General features: G+C 47.4%; 17 protein-coding genes and 1 pseudogene. 11 read left to right on the top strand and 7 right to left on the bottom strand.

Features of this window, described 5'->3' with window-relative positions; genetic code table 11:
* The first annotated feature begins 116 nt into the window (after positions 1-116).
* Positions 117-356: a DUF4327 family protein gene (locus tag SPB21_RS01060; RefSeq protein ID WP_163659443.1), complete on the top strand. Its 240-nt coding sequence runs from the start codon at positions 117-119 to the stop codon at positions 354-356.
* Between the two features lie 37 nt (positions 357-393).
* Here the strand turns inward: SPB21_RS01060 and SPB21_RS01055 are convergent, their stop codons facing one another.
* A complete protein-coding gene (locus tag SPB21_RS01055) occupies positions 394-1662 on the bottom strand; it encodes a Na/Pi symporter (RefSeq protein ID WP_163659444.1) in 1269 nt (422 codons plus the stop codon).
* Here SPB21_RS01055 and SPB21_RS01050 point away from each other — a divergent pair.
* A complete protein-coding gene (locus SPB21_RS01050; RefSeq protein WP_499865082.1) occupies positions 1661-2461 on the top strand; it encodes a Nif3-like dinuclear metal center hexameric protein in 801 nt (266 codons plus the stop codon). The two genes, SPB21_RS01055 and SPB21_RS01050, sit on opposite strands and share 2 nt — an antisense overlap.
* Before the next feature lie 12 nt (positions 2462-2473).
* Here the strand turns inward: SPB21_RS01050 and SPB21_RS01045 are convergent, their stop codons facing one another.
* The gene (locus SPB21_RS01045; protein ID WP_499865081.1) at positions 2474-4300 is read right to left on the bottom strand and encodes a lipase family protein; all 1827 of its coding nucleotides are present in this window, start codon (positions 4298-4300) and stop codon (positions 2474-2476) included.
* A gap of 65 nt (positions 4301-4365) precedes the next feature.
* Between SPB21_RS01045 and nfi the strand changes: the two genes are divergently transcribed.
* Positions 4366-5088, top strand: a complete 723-nt coding sequence (nfi, locus tag SPB21_RS01040) for a deoxyribonuclease V (protein WP_163702433.1) — start codon at positions 4366-4368, stop codon at positions 5086-5088.
* 78 nt (positions 5089-5166) lie between these two features.
* On the opposite strand, the gene SPB21_RS01035 is transcribed toward nfi, so the two are convergent.
* Positions 5167-5814 (bottom strand): NAD(P)H-dependent oxidoreductase, encoded by a 648-nt coding sequence (locus tag SPB21_RS01035; RefSeq protein WP_499865080.1) that lies wholly within the window; start codon positions 5812-5814, stop codon positions 5167-5169.
* A gap of 301 nt (positions 5815-6115) precedes the next feature.
* Complete coding sequence (locus SPB21_RS01030; protein ID WP_499865078.1) at positions 6116-7441, bottom strand: CopG family transcriptional regulator; 1326 nt, start codon at positions 7439-7441, stop codon at positions 6116-6118.
* Between the two features lie 598 nt (positions 7442-8039).
* Between SPB21_RS01030 and SPB21_RS01025 the strand changes: the two genes are divergently transcribed.
* Positions 8040-8306, top strand: a complete 267-nt coding sequence (locus SPB21_RS01025) for a hypothetical protein (RefSeq protein ID WP_163659455.1) — start codon at positions 8040-8042, stop codon at positions 8304-8306.
* A gap of 168 nt (positions 8307-8474) precedes the next feature.
* The gene (locus SPB21_RS01020; protein ID WP_499865076.1) at positions 8475-8708 is read left to right on the top strand and encodes an NfeD family protein; all 234 of its coding nucleotides are present in this window, start codon (positions 8475-8477) and stop codon (positions 8706-8708) included.
* 218 nt (positions 8709-8926) lie between these two features.
* Here SPB21_RS01020 and SPB21_RS01015 read toward each other — a convergent pair whose 3' ends face one another.
* The gene (locus tag SPB21_RS01015) at positions 8927-9154 is read right to left on the bottom strand and encodes a hypothetical protein (protein WP_163659458.1); all 228 of its coding nucleotides are present in this window, start codon (positions 9152-9154) and stop codon (positions 8927-8929) included.
* Positions 9155-9743: 589 nt separating this feature from the next.
* Here SPB21_RS01015 and yidD point away from each other — a divergent pair.
* The 4 genes and pseudogenes from yidD to SPB21_RS00995 all read left to right on the top strand — a co-directional run.
* A pseudogene (gene yidD, locus SPB21_RS01010) lies at positions 9744-9959 on the top strand (membrane protein insertion efficiency factor YidD); the annotation flags it as partial.
* A gap of 176 nt (positions 9960-10135) precedes the next feature.
* On the top strand, positions 10136-10468 hold the full coding sequence (locus SPB21_RS01005; RefSeq protein ID WP_499865074.1) for a cupin domain-containing protein: 333 nt from the start codon (positions 10136-10138) through the stop codon (positions 10466-10468).
* Complete coding sequence (gene tadA / locus SPB21_RS01000) at positions 10468-10965, top strand: tRNA adenosine(34) deaminase TadA (RefSeq protein ID WP_499865073.1); 498 nt, start codon at positions 10468-10470, stop codon at positions 10963-10965. The genes SPB21_RS01005 and tadA overlap by 1 nt, the downstream gene beginning before the upstream one ends.
* Positions 10966-11107: 142 nt before the next feature.
* Positions 11108-11842, top strand: a complete 735-nt coding sequence (locus SPB21_RS00995) for a lysophospholipid acyltransferase family protein (protein ID WP_163659464.1) — start codon at positions 11108-11110, stop codon at positions 11840-11842.
* 24 nt (positions 11843-11866) lie between these two features.
* Here the strand turns inward: SPB21_RS00995 and SPB21_RS00990 are convergent, their stop codons facing one another.
* Complete coding sequence (locus SPB21_RS00990) at positions 11867-12562, bottom strand: hypothetical protein (RefSeq protein ID WP_499865071.1); 696 nt, start codon at positions 12560-12562, stop codon at positions 11867-11869.
* Between the two features lie 70 nt (positions 12563-12632).
* Positions 12633-15047: a CHASE2 domain-containing protein gene (locus tag SPB21_RS00985; RefSeq protein WP_499865070.1), complete on the bottom strand. Its 2415-nt coding sequence runs from the start codon at positions 15045-15047 to the stop codon at positions 12633-12635.
* Between the two features lie 299 nt (positions 15048-15346).
* On the opposite strand from SPB21_RS00985, the gene SPB21_RS00980 reads away from it, so the two are divergent.
* Together SPB21_RS00980 and SPB21_RS00975 are read left to right on the top strand one after the other, a co-directional pair.
* The gene (locus SPB21_RS00980) at positions 15347-17059 is read left to right on the top strand and encodes a ShlB/FhaC/HecB family hemolysin secretion/activation protein (RefSeq protein ID WP_163702446.1); all 1713 of its coding nucleotides are present in this window, start codon (positions 15347-15349) and stop codon (positions 17057-17059) included.
* Positions 17060-17212: 153 nt separating this feature from the next.
* Complete coding sequence (locus SPB21_RS00975; RefSeq protein ID WP_499865068.1) at positions 17213-22471, top strand: two-partner secretion domain-containing protein; 5259 nt, start codon at positions 17213-17215, stop codon at positions 22469-22471.
* The last annotated feature ends 28 nt before the right edge of the window (positions 22472-22499 follow it).

The following is a 22499-nucleotide window of genomic DNA, read 5'->3' as shown; positions in this document are numbered from 1 at the left end:
GTATCGTTGATGCTTGTGAAATTCAGCGCGTGTATTAGTTAGCGTTGCCCCCCGATTGAGGGCCTGAATTTTTAATGTACGACACAGTTTTTTCGGAAAACTAAATCCTTTCGTTTATGGCTAAAACCACAACAGCTGCCCCATTGGTATTGCATCCAATGGCTAAGTTTCAGCGTCAAGTGAAGTCCCTTGTAGAATCTGACGTCATCAAGTCCACCGATAAGCTCTGGAAAATAGCGTTCTTGTTTAGAAATAACTGGGAGCACTGGAAGCATGAGCTTGAAGAGTTTGAGTTTTCTATGCAAGATCCCATTAGCGATTTACTAGCTGTGGAGAGTTGGGAAGAAGAGCAGTAAGGCTGCCCATGGCGTCTGTCATTCTGTTGATCTGCTCTCAGGCAAACAGCATTGAGGATAGCCATAGCGCCAGAAATGGCAACAGGAAGAATAGTCCCATGACATAGCCAATGGCAACGATACGATAGTTGCGTGTAGCAGTGGCTAGCTGCTGTGCTAAGGCTAAAGGCACACTGCGTAAAGCTGGGATGCTATAAATCAAAATTACAGCTGCCAAATTAAAGCTTAAGTGCACTATCGCTAGCTGCAATGCCACTGGGCTGTCAACGGCCAAAGTGGCGATGAGGGCTGTAATACATGTGCCGATGTTTGCCCCTAAAACAAATGGGTAAATACTTTCCAATGTGGTAATTTCAGCGGCTGCTAGGGGCACCACTAGACTGGTGGTCATGGAGGATGACTGTAGCACTGCTGTCAACCCTGTACCTGTGAGTAAAGCACCCAACTTTGAGCCATGGCCCAGTGCCCAATACATGGTCTCCTTGGCAAAGGTGCTTAACCAATGTTTCATTAGCCAGCCTAAGGCGGTAACACAGATCATTAGGCCGCCAACGCTAGTCCCAAATAGCAGCAAAGCATCCCATGGTCCGGACAATGTATTAATGCCATAGGCTGCTACCCAATGGACGGGTTGCAATAGCCAGTCTATGGGAGATACAACGCTGGTGGGAAAAATAGCGAGCTGATTGCTTTGCTCTAAGAGTATTTGGCTTAGTCGCTCTAGGGGGTGCAGCCATAGTTCTATGGGAAAGAAAATAACCAGGGCAAGCAGATTAAAGCAGTCGTGAATGGTGGCAGCGGCGAACCCCCGTTCAAATTCGTCATCGCTGCCAAGGTAGCCCAGGCTGACTAGGGTATTTGTAATGGTGGTGCCAACATTTGCCCCCATCACCATGGGAATGGCCGTGGCTAAGGGGAGACCACCAGCAACCAGGCCCACCAATAGGGTGGTAATAATGCTGGATGACTGCACTAAAGCAGTGGCTAGAATGCCCAGTAACAGGCCTAACCAGGGAGTGGCGGCTAAGTTCAACCAGCTTTCTATCTGGGGACCAAAAATCGATTGAAACCCAAGATTTAGTAGATCAATAGAGGCAAAAAGGCCATAAATGGCTGTTAGGATACCGCCTGCGTAGAGCCAGGATTGACCTAAACTAGGTGTCTGAGACTCTAATGGGCTATTTTCTACTGAGGATAGTGTTTCAGCGGCTGCATTAGCCGTTGACGATAGATCAGTTGCTGCTGCTGTTGTTTTGTCGGTTTCAGCAAGAGCATTGGAGTCACTTTGAGAAGAAGAAGTTGCCATGAACGTTGATGCGCTAATTAACTGGGTTGAAGCCTGGGCTCCACCTGCGTGGCAGGAGGCTTGGGATAATTGTGGCTGGCAAATTCAGCCTGGTATTCTGTCTCAACCGGCGGGGGTCTTAGTCTGTCTGACGCCAACGCTGGCGGTCATGGCCGAGGCGATTCGGCTTAAAGAGGAGGGTGCCCCAGTTAACCTTATCTTTGCGCACCATCCCTTAATTTTTAGTCCACTCAAATCTGTGGCAGCGGGGGATACGGTTGGGGATATGGTTCGTCTCAGCATTACCCATGGCATTGGGGTGTACAGTGCCCATACTAATTTTGATCAGGTCGCTGATGGTACGGCTGATGTTTTGGCCCAGTTGCTACAGCTACAAAATTCGGTACCGGTGGTGCCCACCCAAGATGGTTTAGGCTATGGTCGAGTGGGTGATTTGCCAAGTGCTCAGTCTTTGGATGAGCTGCTGGCGTTGATTCAGGCTAAGCTCAACCCGCCAAATTTAATTCATTCACCGACGGCGGATTTACAGCAAGTGATTGACCGGGTTGCTGTGTTGGGTGGTTCCGGTGCCAGTTTTATGTCGGCGGTTGCGACAACGGGAGCCCAGGCCTATCTGACGTCCGATTGTAAGTTTCACCAGTTTCAGGAAGGACGCGATCGCAACCTGATCCTGATCGATGCAGGCCACTATGCCACCGAGCGCCCCGCCTGTGACAAACTTGTGGAGAAATTTCAGCAACAGGGCGTTACCTGGACCCAACTTAGCACCACCGACGAAGACTTCCGTCAGTTTTGGTGAGACATTTAGAGTCTAGACACTCTTCTTTACTCGCTTTAGTCCTTCTGCACCACCGACCCTGCTCACATCCTGTTCCAGCTTGGTCACTTTAATATCCTTAATCTCATCCTCCATGGCTTGGTCCAGGTTGCTGATGTAGTAAGACATGCTGTGATCAGCAATCAAGTCAAGGCCTGACTCGAATGCGCTTTTAACTAAGCCCATAAACCCATCAAAGGCTCGGTAAATAGCCTTGTAGTTATCGACTAAAAATCCCTTTGAATTAAAGTACTTTTCGGTTCCCAAGTGACCATAGAGATGCATTGGGTTTCGCAATGAAAACGGCGGTGGCACATGGGGAACAACATCATTGTTGTTAACAAAGCGAAAAGCCCGACCTGACAAGTTTTTATTGAGTTGTCGGCTAAAGGTAAGATCGCCTACACGAGGTTGTCCAAAGGTGTATAAGCCTGCAACATTAAAACCATTTTCTTGCAGTGATGCTGCAGCCATGGTGGCTAATGCACCTCCCAAACTATGCCCAGTAATGATTAATGGTGGTAGTTTTGCGGCAGTACCACTGACCTTTTGCCAACGTTCAATTTGTTTGAGAACGTCTCGTTCAATATCTGCCCAACCAAGAAAGAATCCTGTGTGAACTTTACCCTTGTAGGACGATACGGTGGTTTTGCCAGCCCGCCGAATTGTAAAGTTACGCAGTTTCATATCTAAATTTGTGGTCCAATCACGGATCTCTTGAGTACCGCGAAATACTAACACCATGCATTCGTTAGTTCGAAAGATAAAAGCCTGGGTATCACGTTTCCTAGCGTTGAAATATCGAAAGTTATTACGAATGTCGATTTTCCATAGCTCTGCGATTTTAGCCACATATCTCACATCTTCGTATACCAGCCGAGATGCTTTTGCCAAACTGAGGGCAAGCTTAGTGCTGTAATGGCTAACATCTCCTAGTTTCTCAAAATCACCTTCTTTATAGGGAGATCGCAAAATGCGATAACCAAACTTTTCAAACAGCTGTCTGACACCGTCAAAACCGTGGTCATAAATGTAGTTATAAAGCTGATCGTAAACTCTCGAATCACAGTTATGACGATAGGTCTCGTCTGCAATTAGCCTGATCCAATAGTTGAGCCAGGGTTTTACTTCCTTTACACTAAATGCCTTAGATTCAACCATGTAGCCAAAATGCTCTAGACCGTTGAGCATTTGGTTAAACCAGTCCCGCATCGATGTTTCTGCGTAATACTCTTCTATGTCAGATATCTGCTTTTCATGGTCAGATGTCGATTGATCAAGTTTTTCCTTACGATTTTTTCGCTCTTTAGAACTGCCCAAAGCTTCGTTCAAGAGCTGATTTGTTACCTTAAATGTCTTGCTTTTTGTTGCTGTTGTCTCAGGTATGTTGAGCGGATAGTCTCGATATTCCTCAAAGGCCAAAATACTTAACGCGCTGGAAATACCAGGATCATTTTCAAACTCCCGTGTGGCTCGCCGTAGAAAATCAATGCGTTGCCATTGGTGGTACTTACTATAACTACGGACGCCATAGGCCAAGGCGATGGCACTAAGGCCTACTGCGGCGGCAAATGCCCCCTGAATCCGTAAAAACCATTGCCGTTGAGTGGCTTCAATGGTTTCAAGGCTATCGCCATTTGGGGTTTGCGGTGTCTGAGCTTCATGGTCAAGCAGTGGCGAAATGCTGTCTTCAACCTGATTGATGGCAATGTTGCTTTCTGCCTTAGGTTCTGGAGTTGCTGGAGCGGCTCCCATCAACAGTACACTACCCATAAGTGCTGCTGTTCTGACTGAAAGAATACTCACTGAAAAACGCACCATAGTCTACTAATGAACCAAATTGCTTCGATGCTACCGAAGCCTGAACTCGTTTGTCGTAAAGGATAATGAAAATTGATGTATCTGATACCTGGCCGCAGGATACTGGGGGTGCGATCGCAATTCAAAACCGTCTGCGCAGCCAGGTAATCACCACCGACCAATTTGCAGCAATCACCACTGTGGCAGGCATTGATGCAGGCTTTGAGCAGGATGGCACCATCACCCGTGCTGCGGTTGTGGTTTTACAGCTGCCGGAACTAACACTGCTAGAACAGGCAATCGCCTATCGCCCCACGACATTTCCCTATGTGCCTAGCCTGCTATCGTTTCGCGAAATGCCGACGGTATTAGACGCCCTCAAGCAGCTAACCCTGGAGCCCGATTTAATCCTCTGTGATGGTGCAGGCATTGCGCATCCCCGCCGATTAGGCATTGCCAGCCATCTGGGGGTGCTGATGGATAAACCCACCATTGGTGTCGCTAAATCTCGTTTGCTAGGTACCCATGGAGAGTTACCTGCTGACAAAGGAGCCTGGGTGCCGCTAATGGATCGTGGTGAGCGGATTGGGGCTGTGCTGAGAAGCCGCACCGGGACTAAGCCGCTGTTTGTTTCCGCAGGACACCGCATTAGCTTGGAAACTGCCGTTGACTATGTGTTGCAATGTACGCCTAAGTATCGTTTGCCAGAAACCACACGGTTGGCCGATCGGTTAGCATCAAATCGAGGCCCCATGCCCTCAGTTGGCACCTCTGCAACGGATGGCACAGAGCAAATGGAATTATTTTGAGAAGGTCTTGAAATTGGATTTGCGCCCCCGTGTAGAGGCGTTCCCTGGAACGCCTCTACACGGGGGAATTTTGCAAGGCTAAATATGTTGAACCTTATCCTCTACAGGAAAACGTACCTTGGGTAAATGGGCATATTTATCCTCGTCCAAACGGTATCCGGCAGCGCACACCACCACCGAGCGATAGCCCATCTCTGGCAACCCCAGAATTTCGTCGTACTGATCCGGCATAAATCCTTCAATGGGGCAGGTGTCGATACCCAGTAAGGCTGCACTGACCATCAGCTGCCCCAGGGCAATATACACCTGACGGGTGGACCAGCTATCAACATCGGGTATCCCCTTCATAAAGCCCTTGACCACATTACTGAAGCCTTGAAGGGACTCCAGGTCCACACCCCGGACTTCTGATATACGAGCCATCGAGCGATCTACATCTGTTTCGTCTAGCCCAGTTTTGATGGCGAGCACCACCAGATGAGACGCATCCAGGACCTGAGACTGCTTCCAGGTAAATTCCAGTAGCTTTTGTCGAATGGCTACGTCATCCACCACAAAGAATTTCCAGGGTTCTAGACCAAATGAGGAGGGGGCTAAAACTAAACTTTGCTCCAGGGCTGACCAGGTCTCTGCTGGAATTTTTTTACTTGCATCAAACATCTTGGTGGCATAGCGCCAGTTAAGGGCTTCGAGGACAGATTCACTTGAAAAATTTGGGGCAGCCATGAAAAATACCGGTTCAACATGGCTTTTATAGCAGTTATGGGGGGATTTCAACACACAACTAAGATACTCAACCAGAATTAACGCTATGGGCATGCTGATGAGATATCATACGCAATCCTGACTGATAGCGTTCGGTATCGAAGGGCATCCACAAGGGAATGCCCCGACAGGGTTGTCCATTTTTAATTGGATTGAATGAATTCGGATTTGGTATCAGTTGCTCCTAATGGCCATAGCAGTTGTATGGCAGAGTTTGTTCTATGGTTGTCTCTTTATGGGATTGCGATCGCGTTTGCAACGCTTAGGATCTTTTAGAATGTCTTAAATTTTTGAGTGCCGCTAACGCAAACTGCTCTTCAGCTTCCCCTTGCAGTAGGTGAACCATGAATTTTCCCAGTTCGGTTTTAGGACTAATACCTGTTTCCTTTTCAAAAATAACGGCTAAATTCTTCACAGCCTCTGCTCTGCTGAAACAATAGTGCATTTCCTTGTCAAGCGTATCTTTGCTAGTCTGTAGCTTCTCATTGAGTTGGCTTTGGATGGATGCTTGCAGCTGAGCCCATTCCTGGGTCTGTTTAGTTGGATGACCTAAGACATGCATGCTCCACTCGTGCTCAATTTCACAGAGCCAAAAATTTAGGGGGGCATGATAGGTGGCTTTTACAAGAATCCGCAGTAATGTATATCGATCTTTAGCCTGGGTTAGTGGCGATGTCCATAACAATTGGCAATACTTAGTGGCGTCTGATGGAATCTCAACAGATTCTATGGGGGTTTCTATCTTAGAGGGCTTATTGCGGTGGTTACGAAATTGAGTCCAGCCCTTATGCACAAGACGGCGAATCTCTTCAATTGAGAAATCCATGCCCTGAAGCTCATAGATTTGTTGAATTTGAGCTTCAGTAAAACCGCTAATGTATTTGAGTCTTAGCGCTGTGAACTGTGGCGAAAAGCTGGCGGTAGAGAGATGATTCATCGCTCTACCGATTTTTGCTAAGCAGTCACGGGCACGGCTATCTGGTAATGAATCTTTTGCAAGAGAGGGTCCGTCTGTGTGTAACTGCCATTCATTTTCTAAATTAGCCTGGTTTAGCAAAAGACAATAATTGATCAAACGGCTCAAGGCGCTGAGGCTATTAACATAGCGATCAGGACGAATATAACAGTGTTGAAAAACCACCGACATAGACGCTATTAGATCCTTAACCATCAACGCCTGCAGTGGCTGAGTCCGTAAGCTATCGATTTTTTGATAAATAGCGTAATTGAAGGCGAATAATGAATGTAAGACATCACTACGGGGAGAGAATAGTCCCTGTAATCTTCGATATATCAATATGTCAGACAGAGCAGAAGAAATACTTTGAGTAGAGGGTTTTATGATCTCCAGTTCTTCTTTGCCAATTCGCTCTAAAAGATCGCTTCTTGAGGAATACCCAAGTTTTGTGGCTAACTTTTCTAAACGTTCCCAAGCATTGTCAGAGAGAGAAATATTACGGCGTTTGCGTCGCTGACTTTCATCGGTCAAGGTTGGTGGACGACCACGCTTGGGTTTGGAGATAGGGACAGGTGATACGCTCTCGGGTGAGTTAAAGGATTCAGCATCAGGTTTTGCTGACAAGGGCATGTGCTTTTACCTTGAATCTGCAGCTAAGCACCTATTGAATTAGGTTACGTAATAACCAGGTATAACATTAATCTATACAAATAATGTGGTCAGACTGGCCCTTGTATTAATCATTCATGACTATTTATCACGGCTAACCAAAGCCGACTGCTTTAAAGTTACGTAATTAATAGGCATATTGCCATCAGTGGATGGCTCCATAGGACTTCATTTTCAATTATTTGATGTTTAGAGACTATTTAAAGCTGAATTATATTTACACGTAGGTAATTTTGAAGTGACCTTATTTGTAAGGATTGCTCGCACTTTTAATGCACAAATGAGTAGAAAAACCTATAAAGAGTAGTATTACTTATATGAAACCATGATAAATTTAATTGCGTAACTTACGTAGCCTAATTATGCTTGCCTGCCAGTTAAGTATTTGTGGTTGGTGAAAGGCAAGTTTCAGGATATAGAAAGGTGGTTTTCTTGAATGTCTGTTTTAGCGATCGCATGCCAGTTTTTCGCTTGGCTGTGATGCTTTTGAAGCATCGTTTGAGAATGGTGGAGAGTTTCTGTAGATGTTGCTTTTGAATAGTCTTTGGTTATTGGGCCGATGGATCGAAAACAGCTGGAATGTATGGCGGTTAGTGAAGTTGTTGTTGAATTACTAAATGGATCACGATTAGTGATGCCAGAAGGCGTCGCTATCATCTTTATTCACTGGCTTAAATGTTTGACTGCTAATGGTTTTAGCGATGTGACTATTACCAGTAAAAAGCAGAAACATGAAATTGTGATGCAACTGGGCGCAGGAAGTGTTATCCAAACTAAGGTTCCCTTTCATCAAGCTGAAGATATCCGAAAGCGCCTGGCGAGCTGATCTTGTAAGGGTTCCTGATTTCTGCTGGAGGTGAGTAAGTTAGCTTAGACAGTAACAATAAATATGGTTGTTGATTGCAGAGAATGCAACAGGCCGGGCTCTGATGACTATGAGCTCGGCCTGTCCTTTAAGTAAAGGCTTTTAGAATATAGTTTGGAGATGATCTCAATGAGCTTTAAAAAAGAGTATCGTCAACTATCTACAGAAGGAATAGTGGTTGAGATTGTTCGTAAAAGTGAAGAGTGGCGTGTTCAGGTATATGGTGTGTATTGGTTTGCCAAGGCAAACAGGCATCTAGACTTTAATCCAGGAGATATTGTTCGAGTTGTTGGCCGTAGAGGGAATAAACTGATTATTGACAAGCAAAAATGTGAATCACTTTACAATATTGACGATCACTGACACAGCAAGTGTAATATGGGTTCCAATAATTACTCAAAGTCAGACGCCAGAAACCAGTAAGGTTCTGCATTCTGGCGTCTGACTTGTGGCATCTGACTCGTGGCATCTATAGCGCTTTGCTCTTCATCGTTCGCCCTTAGCGTTCTCGAAGAGTAGAGTAGTCTACCCTTGGGAAAAAAGTCCCGTTTTGAGTTGATACCCGTGATTAGAGCTATGAATCACCCAATAAACATCCGATTATGCTGTCGGTCATAGTGCAATTCGCCACAGGTGATCATGTTGTGTAAACTGCTACCTAATGAAGGCATAATTTCACAAATGGGGGAATGTAGCTGCTGAGAACATTCCTGGGCTAGTTCATAAAGACCATAAGAATGTGCTTTGAGTAATTTAGGTACTAACTGGCTAATGTTCGACACTAGACTTTTATCAGAGGTGAATTTCATGAGCACATATACCTAACGCTTCCCCTTAATTACGCCATAGGAATCGTTAATCTAGTGTGAGCTTGTACAGTCTGTTGAGAAAACTTCAAGATCCCACACCAGATGTTATTTTTCTTTGAATTTCCCTCAGAGACAACTTTGTTTTGAGGGTCTGATAGCCAATCCGAATAAAGAAAAAAACAGCCCTTGACAGGATTGTCAGAGACTGTTGGGTGTGTTGTATTAACGTTGTGTTCGGTCTCAAATAAGAAGCCCTCTATGGACGCTAAGGCTCACAGAGGACTTCGGTTTAGATATAAAGTTTAGGCGATAAGGCCATATGTTTGTATAGACATATGGTCAGAGATAGAGCGTTATGCAATAAATCGTTTCATCTATGAATCCACCCTATGACAGCATGAACCATGCGACATAATATGAGCGGTGAACCCCACTGACCCTTAATATAACCGTCAATTTTCCTTGGATTGTGCTTGGGCTCACAGCCAGATAAGAGCGTTGCCTCTGTGATTCATGCAATTTACGCATGAATCTAATTATGACCTATCCCTACCTGCCATAATCGGAGTGTCATCCAGCCCCCACGGTTATGAAACTAGTGCTCAAAGCACTCATTCGCAGCTATCAGATTTTAATTTCCCCCCTGTTGCCAGCGACCTGCCGCTATACACCTAGCTGTTCAAGCTATGCCCTGGTTGCTATCGAGCGCTTTGGCCCGTTGCGTGGTAGTTGGATGGCTATTAAACGCATTGCCCGCTGCAATCCTTGGCATGAAGGGGGCTACGATCCGGTCCCTCCGATGCCGATGGTGGGCAAAACTGACCTCAGCGATTTAGTGCTCTCTAACGAAGTGTCCGCCGAAGTGTCGGCTACCTCCCTGGATGACGATCAAGAGACATCCACACCCAGTCAAAACCAATAGTTTCTACCAACTCAGCTCTAGACCAGGTAGAGCCTTTCTAACCCAGCCCCAGCCCCAGTATGAAACGAGTCAATCTCAATGATTTAAAGGACCAGGGAGTTTCCCACAATACCGCCATTCGTAAAAAAGTCATGCTGCAGCCAGGGGATATTCCTCACCTGACTAACTTTTCCCAGGCGACATTTGCTCCGGGGCAGGTGGCTAGCGCCCATGCCCACTCGGATATGTATGAGGTGTTTTTTGTGTCAGCGGGTAGTGGCACAATGGCTGTGAATGGCATGGACCAAGCCCTGTTGCCAGGGGTATGCATTCTGGTGGAGCCCGGCGATGTTCATGAGGTGACCAATACGGGGGCAGAGCCCCTGGTGCTGACTTATTTTGGGATCACATAATGCCCTATGATGTGCTGCCGCCGCCGTTGGATAATCCTGTTTACCTAAACCATCGGCGTTGGATGCTGCGGGCCTTGGCACTGGCAGAAGTGGCTGGGGAGGCAGGCGAAGTGCCGGTGGGTGCTGTGCTGGTGGGTCCTAATGATGACGTCATTGCTGAAGCCGTTAACCGTCGAGAGCGAGATCATGACCCCACCGCCCATGCCGAAATTTTAGTGCTGCGTCAGGCGGGACAATCGTTACAGAATTGGCATCTCAATGACTGTCGTTTATACGTCACGTTAGAACCCTGTCCGATGTGTGCTGGTGCAATTGTGAATGCGCGGTTGGGTTTACTAGTGTATGGCGCAGACGACCCCAAAACCGGGGCCGTACGCTCTGTTATCAATGTGCCAGATGGACCAGCGTCTAATCATCGATTAGCCGTACAGGGGGGAATTCTCGCATCTTCCTGCCAGCAGCAGTTAAAAAACTGGTTTCGGCAGAGACGGCGGTAAAACTGTCCTGTCCACTGACAGAGCTAACCTAAAGATAGGTATATGGTATGTATACAAATGTGGAGTTGAGTATCGTCGGGCACATGGCTCACAATACCTATATCCCCTTTGGGTGTTTTCTTCATTGTCCTGAGTATCGCTAATGGCCTTTAGTCCACAATTTTTGCTTCCTAGACAGCCAGCACCCCAATCACGGACTATCCTCTGTCAATCGAAGCTATCCCCCTGGCTTACTCCGTTAGCCTACAAAATTGGTGAGAAGGTTCTTCTGCCGAACTTTTTTAAGACTATTCGCATCACTGGTCAGGAAAATATCCCCACCAGCGGTCCGGTTGTGTATGCGCCGACCCATCGTTCCCGGTGGGATCCTTTGTTGATAGGGTTGGTGGGCCATCAGTCAACGGGGCGTTACTTGCGGTTTATGGTGACGGCAGATGAATGCTTGGGTCTACAGGGCTGGGCTATTAAGCAACTGGGTGGGTTTCCGGTGAATGTGAGGAGACCTGCGATCGCAACTCTACGCCATGGCATGCAGCTCCTGAAAAACCAAGAAACCCTGGTTATTTTTCCAGAGGGTAATATTTTTCGGGAAGAGCAGGTCCAGCGTCTTAAACCTGGCCTAGCCAGATTAGCCCTACAGGCTGAGCAGTCTACACCCAATCTGGGGGTTAAGGTTTTACCCATTTCTCTAGCCTACGACAGCCTTCATCCCAGCTTTGGTAGCAGTACCGAGATCCGCATTGGTCAGCCATTAACTGTTAGCAACTACCTGCACACAGGGTCAGCTAAGCGACAGGCAACCCTCCTGACAGCAGACCTAAAGCAATCGTTAGAAGCGTTATCTCGATGTGAGCAACCGTTAGCATTGGCGGCGTAATCGCCCCTGAAAAATTTACGGCTCTCAGCGGCTACAAACGGCCTCAATTATCTGTTGTTGCATGGCAGCCAGTTCTGCCGAGGGCGTGTTGACGTTAAATAACGCTTGAATAGCATCTAAACGCAGTCCCTGGTCAACAAAATAGTCAGCGTGCTGGATGGCCACCCAATCTTCAGTGGGGCTCCAATCTTCAGTGAGTAAATCAGGATCTTTGGGAATGGTATTTAATGCCAGCTCGTTACTAATCTGTTGACGGAAATCTTCAGGTAACAGGCGAAAATCGGGAAACTTGGCTGGATTCTCGGCACCAGCATCTAAATAAACCTCTAACCGATAAATGGTATCAGATTGTAGTGGCTCACCACCGTACATCACATGACTGGTGGTCGATGCAGGGATATACTCCCAGAAGACTTCATTCGTGGCCTCATCCCGTAGAGCTAGCTTTTTAATGCTGCCGGGTTTGAAAACCATCACAGGCTGCTCGTGCCAAATTGCCGGCGTCCCTTCACCCGCCGTAGCCGGTGCGATAATGCACAGGTCGCCACGGGAAATTAGCGGTGGATCTTCATCGTCATTATCCAACAGACGTCTGACGATACTGTTTAACTGTGAGGCTGCCTGTGCCTCAGCAGTGGGCACCGTGGTAGGCACGATTGATGCCAATAGAACCCCTAAGGATGAACATAGTAATTTGGTATATACAGATGCTCTAATCATTGTTATTTCCTCTTGAATTGTGCAAGTTTTTGTCAGGAAAATTGTGTTTTAGAGTTTCTCTAGCATTGAACTATTGCTGTTTAGGACGAATGCGTTGAAAACCTGGCAAATGGTAAAGCCAGACTGTTGCCGTTGGTAATAACCATGGCATCAGAACAGATGCTGTAATATGCATTTGCAAACCAACTAAACCAGAGGCGGCGCTAAGGAGAATAATGCTGAGCCAGCGCTGTCGCTGCGATAGGTCATGTCGCCTCGCGACAATGGCTGAGCCCGCACCCAGAAAAGACGCCACACCCACCATCCACAGGGTGGGAATGGGAACAACCTGATGACGTTCTAAGAAATGATGTATGGCATAGGCATGGGCTTCAGTGCCTGTAAATCGTCCGGGTGGATAGGTCGATTGTGCAGGATAACGTTGGTGATGCCAGTAAACGACCGCAGGGGGTGGTTCTGTGTAATCTTTGGTATCTCCTAATCCAGCACCACCATAACCACCGGCCCCAATTAAAACAATCTGATTTTTCCAGGTCAGTGATGCAGATGGCTCCAATAGCTCAGACGATGAAATGGCTTGGTAAACCTGGTCGGCTGGGATAGAGAAATCTAAAATTGGCTGTAACCAACGCTGTTTAAGTAGTCGTGATAGAGCAGGGAGATGTTGCTGAGAGAGATTCTGTAATAGTGGATTGTTGGTTGGGCGAGAACTGACGTTAAGAAGTTGTGTCCTTAGATCTGTTGTACTTGAGATCGAGGGCGACAATGAACTGCCGCCTGCCTGTGCCAGGGCGGCTAAATAAGCAAATGGGCAGCGGGTTTGGCAGTCGGTGAGGGGGGGCCTCAGGTAGTGCCACGGGGCGTTGGCATATCCCTGCATGCTCCAGGCCAGATCGGTGACGCCTGACCGGGGACCAATTTCTTCCCCTCGGCTCAGAACCGAGCCTAGCACCAGCCAGATGCCTTGTTCGGCAGCATTTTGCAAGGATTGTCTTAAGATAGGCTCGTTTTCGTCCTGGCGTCGATCAAACAGATAATCAATGCCAATGACCGAACTTTGACCGGATGAAAGAATATCAATCAGTTGAGCAATATAGCGCCAATTCATCTGATATGGGGTAAAACCATCAATTTCCGAGACAGCTTTGTCGTCGATTTGCACCAGTAGTATGGGAGGAGTAGATGATGTGGGAATCTGTTGGGTGACCTGGCGATAAACTGACTGACTGTAGAGACGCTGGGATAGGAGCCAATCTCGTATGGAGGGTGTGATGGAAAGAAGTGCGATCGCACCCAACATCACACCCTGTCGCACACTGGGTAGCCAAGGGTCTAACCGTGCTTTCCAACCAAGCGGTTGTAGTTGAAAGAATGCTGCCCCACGATGACTAAATAAAGAGGGAATTAGGTGTGCCGATGGATAGGTTAACGTACTTTCTGAGCGAAGCGATTGGCTAGCTTTCTGTAAGGCTCTGTGGACATCGTCAAATTGAACTAACCGTCGTAGAAACTGGTTTAAAAAGGCCTGAGCTACCTGATTATGTATCGGTTCTCGCATTACCACAACCTGGTTTAAACCTAAATCCACCAGGGTGTCGGCAATATCAAGACCTTTGCAAGAGTTAAACAGGGCAAACTGTAAGCCATTTTGTTGGGCCTGTTTTAAGTAGGGACCCAGCTCGCGCATCGAGATATTGGCATTGGGGGCAATGGCAATTTCACCCCCAACGCTATCGGCTTCATTACTGTGGCCAAAAAAGAACAACATGTCCCAGCCGTTAGAATCGCTGATCTCACGACAAATCGCCTGGCCCAGATCTGCTACATTCATCCCCGGTCGCCAGCCCACCTGATGGATTTCGGCCAACGTACTCAACGTCTCGATAGCTTGTAAATCTCCAGAGAGATCGAGACCAGTTTCGTCACCAATGATCACCAATACTCGGGCTTTACGTCGATGTTTTTTGGGGGGTGTTGCTGCTGTGCGAATGTTGGCCGGTAAGCGGGCAATACAAATAGACTGATGCTGACTAAACTCAGCACTGACCTCCCAACTCTCCCAAGGCAGCCGAGAAAGATGTATGGGATTACAGGTGATAAATAGAGTAATGGTTTCAGGGCTGGTTGGATCGATTGTGGCCGCTTTACCCAACTGACGACGAATGGGAAACAGCGGTTCACTGCGGAGCCAACGATGAAATTCCGAAAGAAATTTGGCTTCTGCCTGCACCAACTGGCTATGCCAATCAGTGCGCTTAGAAGAGATTTGGCCAGTAACCCCGGCTCGCCCTCGCATAGGTTGCTCATTATTACCAAAGGCTGACTGGTAATAGCCTAAATAAGCCCGTTGCCAACGCTGGTAGAGTACCGTCAGCTGTTCTGGATAAGGCAGTTGTGCCATGAGCTGTTGCCCCTGTCCCCAAGTCAGCTCAAAGAAGCAGGTCTGGCTTATTTGATTAACGGCTAGGCGATAGGTTTGGGCCATTACGTTCCGGATTGACTAAATCGCAGTATTGCCAATTGTTTGAAAGTTATTCAAGTCGTGAATAAGTTCTAAGTAACCAGAAATATGATGATTTGACACAGTCAATAAATAGACTTATCTGTATTTTCACTGTTTAGATAATAATAAGTATACATAGCTCTATGGATTGAGAAATAAGCGTGAAAACCACTGATGTAGGTGAATGTTCATGTTTATGAACATTTTTATCTATTGGAATATTTATTACTTCTTAATACCTAGCCCCTGTCCTGCTCAAAACTCCTTTTTTGGTTGTAGAGATGATGCATGTCTCCGTCTATCTCAAGTGTTTTCTGGCTAGTGTGGTGTGGTTAGTGTCGACTGTAGTATCCCCTGTGGTGATAGCCCAGGGGGTAGAACCGTTGCCCCCTGAGCCTGTGACTCCACTGCCTGAACCGGAGCCATTGCCTGCCCCAGAGGATTTGTTGCCTCAACCATCGGTGCCATCAGATTTGCCTGAACAGGGGATAGCTGTGCCAGGTACCTTTGTGGTCAGTGCTTTTCGAGTGGTGGGTAGTACTGTCTTTAGTGAGTCGGAGCTAGGGGCGGTAACGGCTGACTATGTCGATCGACCCATTACGTTTTCTGAGCTATTTGAGGCGCGCGCAGCGATTACGCAACTCTATGTCGATGCCGGGTATATCTCTTCAGGGGCATTTATTCCATCCGACCAATTGATTGGGGATGGTGTGGTCACGATTCAGGTAGTGGAAGGTGGTTTAGAAGATATTCAGATTACTGGCCTCAAGCATTTGGACCCTGGCTATATTAGTTCTCGCATTGAGGTGAGAAATGACGCTCCACTAAATGTCAATCGTTTAGTGGAATCGTTACAGTTGTTACAGATTAATCCACTGATTGAGAATTTGTCGGCGGAGCTAGCCGCTGGCACCCAAACTGGCAGTAGTATTCTTAACCTGCAAGTGAAGGAAGCGCCGAGATGGGGCGGCACGATCTCTTTAGATAATTTTCGCTCAACAAGTGTGGGGAGTTTTCAGCGGCGGGCGACTCTCTCCAATATCAACCTGCTGGGTAAAGGGGATAGTTTTGTAGCGAGCTATGGCTACACCAATGGCAGTGATACCTGGGATTTGGGATACACCATCCCCCTGGGGCCTCACAACACGTCGTTGGCCATTGACTACAGCACGACCGACAGTCGCATCATACAAGATGCATTTGAGGTGCTAGATATTGAGTCGGACTCGACGAATTTAGCATTGAGCCTGCGCCAGCCAGTGATTGCAACCCCTACCGAAGAACTGGCTCTGGAATTGGCGTTTGACTACAGACGCTCCGAGAGTACGTTCCAGTTTGGGGATATTCGGTTGCCATTGCAAACGAGTGGCAGTGACGATGGAGTTACCCGTATATCGGCGATTCGGTTTAATCAGGAATGGACGCAGCGCAGTGCACGGGAAGTGTTGGCACTGCGATCGCAATTTAGTTTGGGTACTGACTGGTTCGATGCCACCCGTAATTCTGGCGATCGCCCCGATGGTCAATTTTTGAGCTGGCAAGGGCAGGCCCAGTGGGTGAAAGCGTTTGATAACGATCAGCTCTTTCTCGCCAGGCTGACGGGGCAGCTATCTGACGGGCCGTTGCTGTCGCTAGAACAGTTTCGTTTAGGGGGGCAGGGCAGTGTGCGGGGTTATCGTCAGGACCAGGCCACCACTGACAATGGGGTGTTTGCCTCAGTGGAAATGCGTTTCCCACTGTTTGAGGTGCCTAGTATTGATAGCGCCATGCAGATCGCCCCGTTTATTGACTATGGCGTCGGTTGGAACAACGGCGAACAGGTGGATCCCGATCCCAATAACCTGCTGAGTATGGGCACGGGGTTGCTATGGCAAACGGGCGATCGCATCAGTGCTCGTCTAGATTTTGGCATGCCTCTGATTGATCCAGGAGAAGAAGGAAACTCCTTTCAAGAGAGTGGTTTTTTGTTTAGCATCACAGGTCGCCTTTTTTAAGGGGCAGTCTCGTAAATTTACTGAAACTTTATTTCCCCACCAAATCGAGAAATGCTACCATTCTGCCTAAATTATCTGGACACAAAATACGCGCGCATCTCAGGCGCATCTGGTTTATCTAAGTTGAGTTTTGTCGGTTTCCGTAGGTCTGTCATGGCTGGGAGGTTTTGCGTGGAAAATATGCGATCGCAATGGTATTTTGCTACTAAACTAGCTGCTGTAGCTTTATTGGGTGGTTTACTCACACCGACGACAGCTAACGCCCAAATTGTGCCCGACAATACCCTCGGCAACGAAGCCAGTGTTGTCACTCCCGATACGCTTATTCGGGGAGAAAACGGAGACTTGATTGAAGGGGGAGCCGCCCGAGGTGACGATCTCTTCCACAGCTTTGAAGACTTTAATGTCAATGATCTCCAGCGGGTGTACTTTGCTAATCCAGAGGGGATTGACTCTATTTTTAGTCGGGTCACTGGCAACAGTATTTCGGAGATTTTAGGCACCCTGGGTGTGGATGGTGATGCCGATCTATTTTTCCTCAATCCCAACGGCATTGTTTTTGGCGAAGATGCGCAGTTAGACATTAGCGGATCATTTTTTGCCACCACTGCCGACGGTTTTGAATGGGGTGAAGGGCTAGTGTACAGCGCCACTAATCCCACTGCGCCACCTTTGTTGGCCGTAACGCTGACGCCAGGGCTACAAATCAGTGCCGCACAGCGGGCCATTGAAAATCGCGGCAGTCTTTCAGTGGGTCAAGACTTAACGTTAGCTACAGGAGATTTGACCCTGACCGGTGCACTATTGGCTGGAGAAAATCTGAGGTTATTAGCGACCGACACGCTGGAGATACGGGATAGCCAGACTCAGTCTTTTATTGCATCCGCTGATGATACATTGTTACTACAAGGCGATAGCTTAGTAGATATTTTTGCCCTTGCGCACCCCGATAGTGGACTGTTTTCAGGGGCAGATATGATACTACGCTCAGATAATACGGTCATTGGAGATACCCATTATTTTTCCGGTGGTTCATTCAGAATTGAACGACTAGATGGGACTGTGGGTGATCTAACGAGCCCTAACGATCCCGTGATTCTGGCTGTGGGTGATATTGCTATTGGTGACTATCAAGACGGCGCATCTTTACATGTTTTAGCCGGTGGCAGTGTGATTTTGGGGAATGTGGTCATCAATCAACCCGGCTCCGTTGATGACACCATTGGTCCTAACAGTACTAATCCTCTTTTTCGAGCTCTGTCCAACATCACGTTGAGCAATGGCAATACAATTGTTATCGATGGATCAGCAAAACCGACCCTAGATGTTCGGGCTGGAATTGATTGGAGTCAAGTGCCAGGGTTCCCAGGAGGGTCTGTCGAGACTCCACCGGGTTCTATTGGTCCCACATTAAATCCCACACCCAATGGCAGTCTGATTTTAATTGGCAATGTGGATGCCAGCCGAGAGAATGCAGCTGTCTTTGAAAATTCTAGTGTCTTTATTACCAATCAATTCAATCGTAACGATGCCCTACCTAGGGACGCTGTCACAAGTAGTATCTCCATCGGTAATATTGATACATCTACTAGCCAAAATCAAACGACCGAAATTGTTCAGGCTGGTGATGTTGCTATTGATGCCTTTGGCAATGTTAGTACCCGCAACATAAATGCATTTGTTGCTGAAGGTAGCGAAGGCATTGCAGGGGCGATCTCTATTCGTAGTGGAACTGGTTCGATCGATACAACGGCCAATGGAGATCCGAACGAAGGAACACTTTTGAGCTCAGCTGGGCGAGGATTTGCTAACTTTATCAGTTTAGAAGCGGCTGGTGATATTGATGTAGGTAACTTGCAAACGTTCACTAATGGCCTATTTGAAAATGGCACATTGAGGGGAATTCCTGTCGTAGATATTCTCAATGACCCTTCATCTGATATTCCCTCAGGGCTGGCTGGCAGTATTGCCGTACAGAGTGGCGGTAGAGTACGGATAGGGGATAATAATGCCATTAACACCCGTGGCATTGATGGTGCAGATGGTGGTAGCGTCAGCATCCGTAGCAATGAGATTCTATTAGATAATGGATTGATTATTTCAGATACGTCTCCATTTCCTCAAGAAAATAACAATATCGGCGCATTGGGGACATCGCAGGCAGGTAATATCTTGTTGGAAACGCAGGCCCTCAGGCTAATTAATGGCGCAGAAGTTTTGACCCGTTCTTTCAATGGTGGTACTGCGGGTGATGTTGTAGTCCGCCCCATTAATCCGAACCAACCATCGTTTGTGTTTATTGATGGTACTGTTGACATTGAAACAGACCCCACTACGGGAGCCTTTGTGAATGGAGGATTTTCGAGTGGATTGTTTTCAACAGCAGAAGAAACCTCCAGGGCAACTGAACGGGGGGAAGTTAGAATAACCACTGATGTTTTAACCATTCAAAATGGTGGCGTGATTAATGCCCGTACCCGCAGTGACAATGGTGCACCTGGCAGTAATGTATTGATTGATGTCAACAACTTGAACCTGTTGCGTGGTGGTCAAGTCCTTGCCGTAACCTTTGGTAATGGTGCTGCGGGGGATATTGATGTTGATGCTAACAATAGGGTCAATATTTCCGGTTTTGACAGGACCTTTAATCAACGGCAGGCGGACATGTTTAGGGCTCAATTTATCCGAGCTGCCGCTGCTGGCTTAGGGGCTGAAGAAGCCTATCGCGAGGCCCAGGATGCTACGGACTTTACCATTGACCCAGTGGCCGCATCCAGTGGCATATATGCTAATAACCGCCTAAATTTTGGTGTTCAGGCAGTGGGTAATGCCATTGTTCTTGAACCTACCACCCTGGGTCCTGGTTTACCAGGGGATGTGAATATCACAGCTCCGAATATTACCCTAGCTGATAGTGGACAGATTTCAACCAGTACTGCCCGCTCAGCCCGTAGCGGTGATGTCAACTTAACAACTCAAGTATTGCAACTGATAGACGGTGGGCGTGTGGCCGCCCAGACCTTTGGTCGTGGCATTGGCGGCAATATCCGAGTGAGGCCACTAAATGTGAATCAACCGTCTCGCATCGTAGTGGATGGTGTAGCACCGGTTCAAACTGAAAATTTTACGGTGAATGGTGCGACTTTTGTACGACCCTTTGGTGGTTCTTCCAGTGGGCTAGTGGCATCAACAGAAGATCAGGATATCTTCTACCTAGAAAATCCGTTTGTGCAAATACGAAACAATCTGTCATCTGAGATTGATGGCATTAACTCGACAACAGGTGACGGTGGCAGCATTTTAATTGAAGACATTGATACCGTTGAAATTCTCAATGGAGGCGTTTTAACGGCTCGTTCCCGTAGTCGGGCTGATGGTGGGGATATTATCATCCGTGGTGCTGAAACCGTAAGTCTAAGAGACGGAGGGCAGATCATTGTTGGTGCTTTAGATTATCGTCGAGGTGCTGCTGGGGATCTGATCATTGATGCGACATCTGACATTGAAATTGTCGGTGAGGATGAAGACTTTCTTTCTCGTAAAACAGCATTTGAAACCGGCTACCAGGCCTATCTTGAGGCTTTATTTAATAACACTCTTTTGATCACGGGGCAGACTGGTAATGCTGCTCTGATTGCTCAGGAAAGGGCACCGATTGCGGCTGCATTTAATGCGGATCCCATTAGGGCCAATAGTGCTCTTATTGCTCAGGCAGGTATCAACAGTAGGGAGAGTGGTGATATTCGATTAACAACGGAAGGGTCTTTACGCTTAAGAGATTCTGGGCAGATTGCTTCAGATACCTTTGGCCTAGGAGCTGCTGGTGATATTTTGCTAAATATTTCTGGTGATGTAGAGCTTTCTGAATTAAGTCGAATTTCTAGTCAAGTGCAGTCTAGGGGCGGGACAGAGGCATTTTTACTGATAAACGGAGATGAAGCTCAACGTCCTGTGCCGCTTACTGAGCAAAATCAAATTGTTATTAATAACGCTCGTAATATATCTCTTCAATCTGGCAGTGTGATTGCAGCAGGTACCTTTGGTCGAGGGGATGTCGGCACAATTCAGATCGCGACCACGGACAGTGTCGAACTAGATGGTGGCAGCACCATTCGAGGTAGTGTAGAAACCGGTGGGATTGGAGATGGTGGTGATATTAATGTGAATAGTCGCCGCCTTAGTTTAACTAATGGTGGTCAAATTCAATCGGGTGTTTTTAGGGAGCAAGAAATTAATGGGGTGTTGACCCCTGGTGGGCGAGGTGAGGGGGGAAGCATTAATATCAATGCTACAGATGTCACTATTGATGGCTTTGGTGAAAATCGTAGTGGATTGTTTGTAAGTACAGAACGTGGTGCTGTCGGTTCTGCTGGTACGATTCGAATCGGATCTACGGAAAACCCAACTGAAAATCTGAGGGTCACCAACTTTGGGATTATTAATGCAGCTACTAGTAATGGCAGCGACGCGGGAGGTATAGAACTAAATGTTGGTACACTTCGATTAGAAAACAGTGGACTTGTATCAGTCGATGGTACTCCTCTTGGTTCAGCAACTAATAGCCCTGGAAATCCAGGCAACATCGATATCTTTGCCGATAATGTTGGTTTATTTCAAGGTGGAAAGATTCAGGCGACAACGGCATCCATTGAAGACAGCGGTAATATTAACTTAACCATTGAAGGAGCTTTGGTGTTAGACGGTACCCAAACTTCTAGTAATCCGTCGGGTAGCTGTCTCACCTGTAACCTAATTTCTACTGAAGCCTTTGGTATCGGGGCTACAGGAGGCAATATTAGGATTCTTACCAATTCAGTGGCGGGTAATCTTTTTGAAAACAGCGATATTGTTGCTAATGCCCAGGGGCCTGGTGGTTCAGTTGATTTGTTAGCCAACAACTCCCTGGGCATATTTATCGGCTCAAGACCCCTGAGGGAAATATTCACCTTGCGCAGTGGCCGATCTTTGCAAAGTGATTTAGATGCGAGTTCTGAACTAACGGTCGATGACGGTACTGTGGCGACCGGCGAACAGCAAGATCTGCCTGAAGTGACTATTCCAGACATTGTTGATCCGACTGACCTGGTTGATCGTCGATGTGATCTGCTGGCCAGACAACAAAGTAATCGCAGTGAGTTTACGGTGACAGGCAGGGGTGGCCTGCCCTTTACCCCCGATGAACAGCTTGAGGGCAGTGACCTGCTAGAAGACTTTGGTCCTTTGGGCAGCCCCCTAGATGAAATACCCGATGGCTCTGAAGGCGATGATGTGTCAACCATACCGCCCGTGCCGGAGATTATTGCTGAGCCCCAAGGTTGGACCATGACTGAAGATGGTCAGCTCCTCCTATACGGTAGCGCCGAGAATGCTCAATCTCTTTTGAGTGCTAGCTGTCAAGCATCGACGTCTTAGGGATATGGGGTGACCACAAGGGGTATCC

This window comes from Leptothoe sp. ISB3NOV94-8A (assembly GCF_043421595.1).
Lineage (GTDB): Bacteria > Cyanobacteriota > Cyanobacteriia > Phormidesmidales > Phormidesmidaceae > Leptothoe > Leptothoe turfae.
The sequence above is the reverse complement of the archived record's forward strand: the minus strand, read 5'-3'. Positions and strand labels throughout refer to the sequence as shown.

What these genes read in the sequence shown, in the direction of transcription:
- SPB21_RS01060 (WP_163659443.1), top strand. Translation starts at nt 117, where the DNA reads ATGGCTAAAACCACAACAGCTGCCCCATTGGTATTGCATCCAATGGCT.
- SPB21_RS00980 (WP_163702446.1), top strand. Translation starts at nt 15,347, where the DNA reads ATGATGCATGTCTCCGTCTATCTCAAGTGTTTTCTGGCTAGTGTGGTG.
- tadA (WP_499865073.1), top strand. Translation starts at nt 10,468, where the DNA reads ATGCCCTATGATGTGCTGCCGCCGCCGTTGGATAATCCTGTTTACCTA.
- SPB21_RS01020 (WP_499865076.1), top strand. Translation starts at nt 8,475, where the DNA reads ATGAGCTTTAAAAAAGAGTATCGTCAACTATCTACAGAAGGAATAGTG.
- SPB21_RS01045 (WP_499865081.1), bottom strand. Translation starts at nt 4,300, where the DNA reads ATGGTGCGTTTTTCAGTGAGTATTCTTTCAGTCAGAACAGCAGCACTT.
- SPB21_RS00995 (WP_163659464.1), top strand. Translation starts at nt 11,108, where the DNA reads ATGGCCTTTAGTCCACAATTTTTGCTTCCTAGACAGCCAGCACCCCAA.
- SPB21_RS01035 (WP_499865080.1), bottom strand. Translation starts at nt 5,814, where the DNA reads ATGGCTGCCCCAAATTTTTCAAGTGAATCTGTCCTCGAAGCCCTTAAC.
- SPB21_RS00975 (WP_499865068.1), top strand. Translation starts at nt 17,213, where the DNA reads ATGGCTGGGAGGTTTTGCGTGGAAAATATGCGATCGCAATGGTATTTT.
- SPB21_RS00990 (WP_499865071.1), bottom strand. Translation starts at nt 12,562, where the DNA reads ATGATTAGAGCATCTGTATATACCAAATTACTATGTTCATCCTTAGGG.
- SPB21_RS01030 (WP_499865078.1), bottom strand. Translation starts at nt 7,441, where the DNA reads ATGCCCTTGTCAGCAAAACCTGATGCTGAATCCTTTAACTCACCCGAG.
- SPB21_RS01025 (WP_163659455.1), top strand. Translation starts at nt 8,040, where the DNA reads ATGGATCGAAAACAGCTGGAATGTATGGCGGTTAGTGAAGTTGTTGTT.
- SPB21_RS01050 (WP_499865082.1), top strand. Translation starts at nt 1,661, where the DNA reads ATGAACGTTGATGCGCTAATTAACTGGGTTGAAGCCTGGGCTCCACCT.
- SPB21_RS01055 (WP_163659444.1), bottom strand. Translation starts at nt 1,662, where the DNA reads ATGGCAACTTCTTCTTCTCAAAGTGACTCCAATGCTCTTGCTGAAACC.
- SPB21_RS00985 (WP_499865070.1), bottom strand. Translation starts at nt 15,047, where the DNA reads ATGGCCCAAACCTATCGCCTAGCCGTTAATCAAATAAGCCAGACCTGC.
- nfi (WP_163702433.1), top strand. Translation starts at nt 4,366, where the DNA reads ATGAAAATTGATGTATCTGATACCTGGCCGCAGGATACTGGGGGTGCG.
- SPB21_RS01015 (WP_163659458.1), bottom strand. Translation starts at nt 9,154, where the DNA reads ATGAAATTCACCTCTGATAAAAGTCTAGTGTCGAACATTAGCCAGTTA.
- SPB21_RS01005 (WP_499865074.1), top strand. Translation starts at nt 10,136, where the DNA reads ATGAAACGAGTCAATCTCAATGATTTAAAGGACCAGGGAGTTTCCCAC.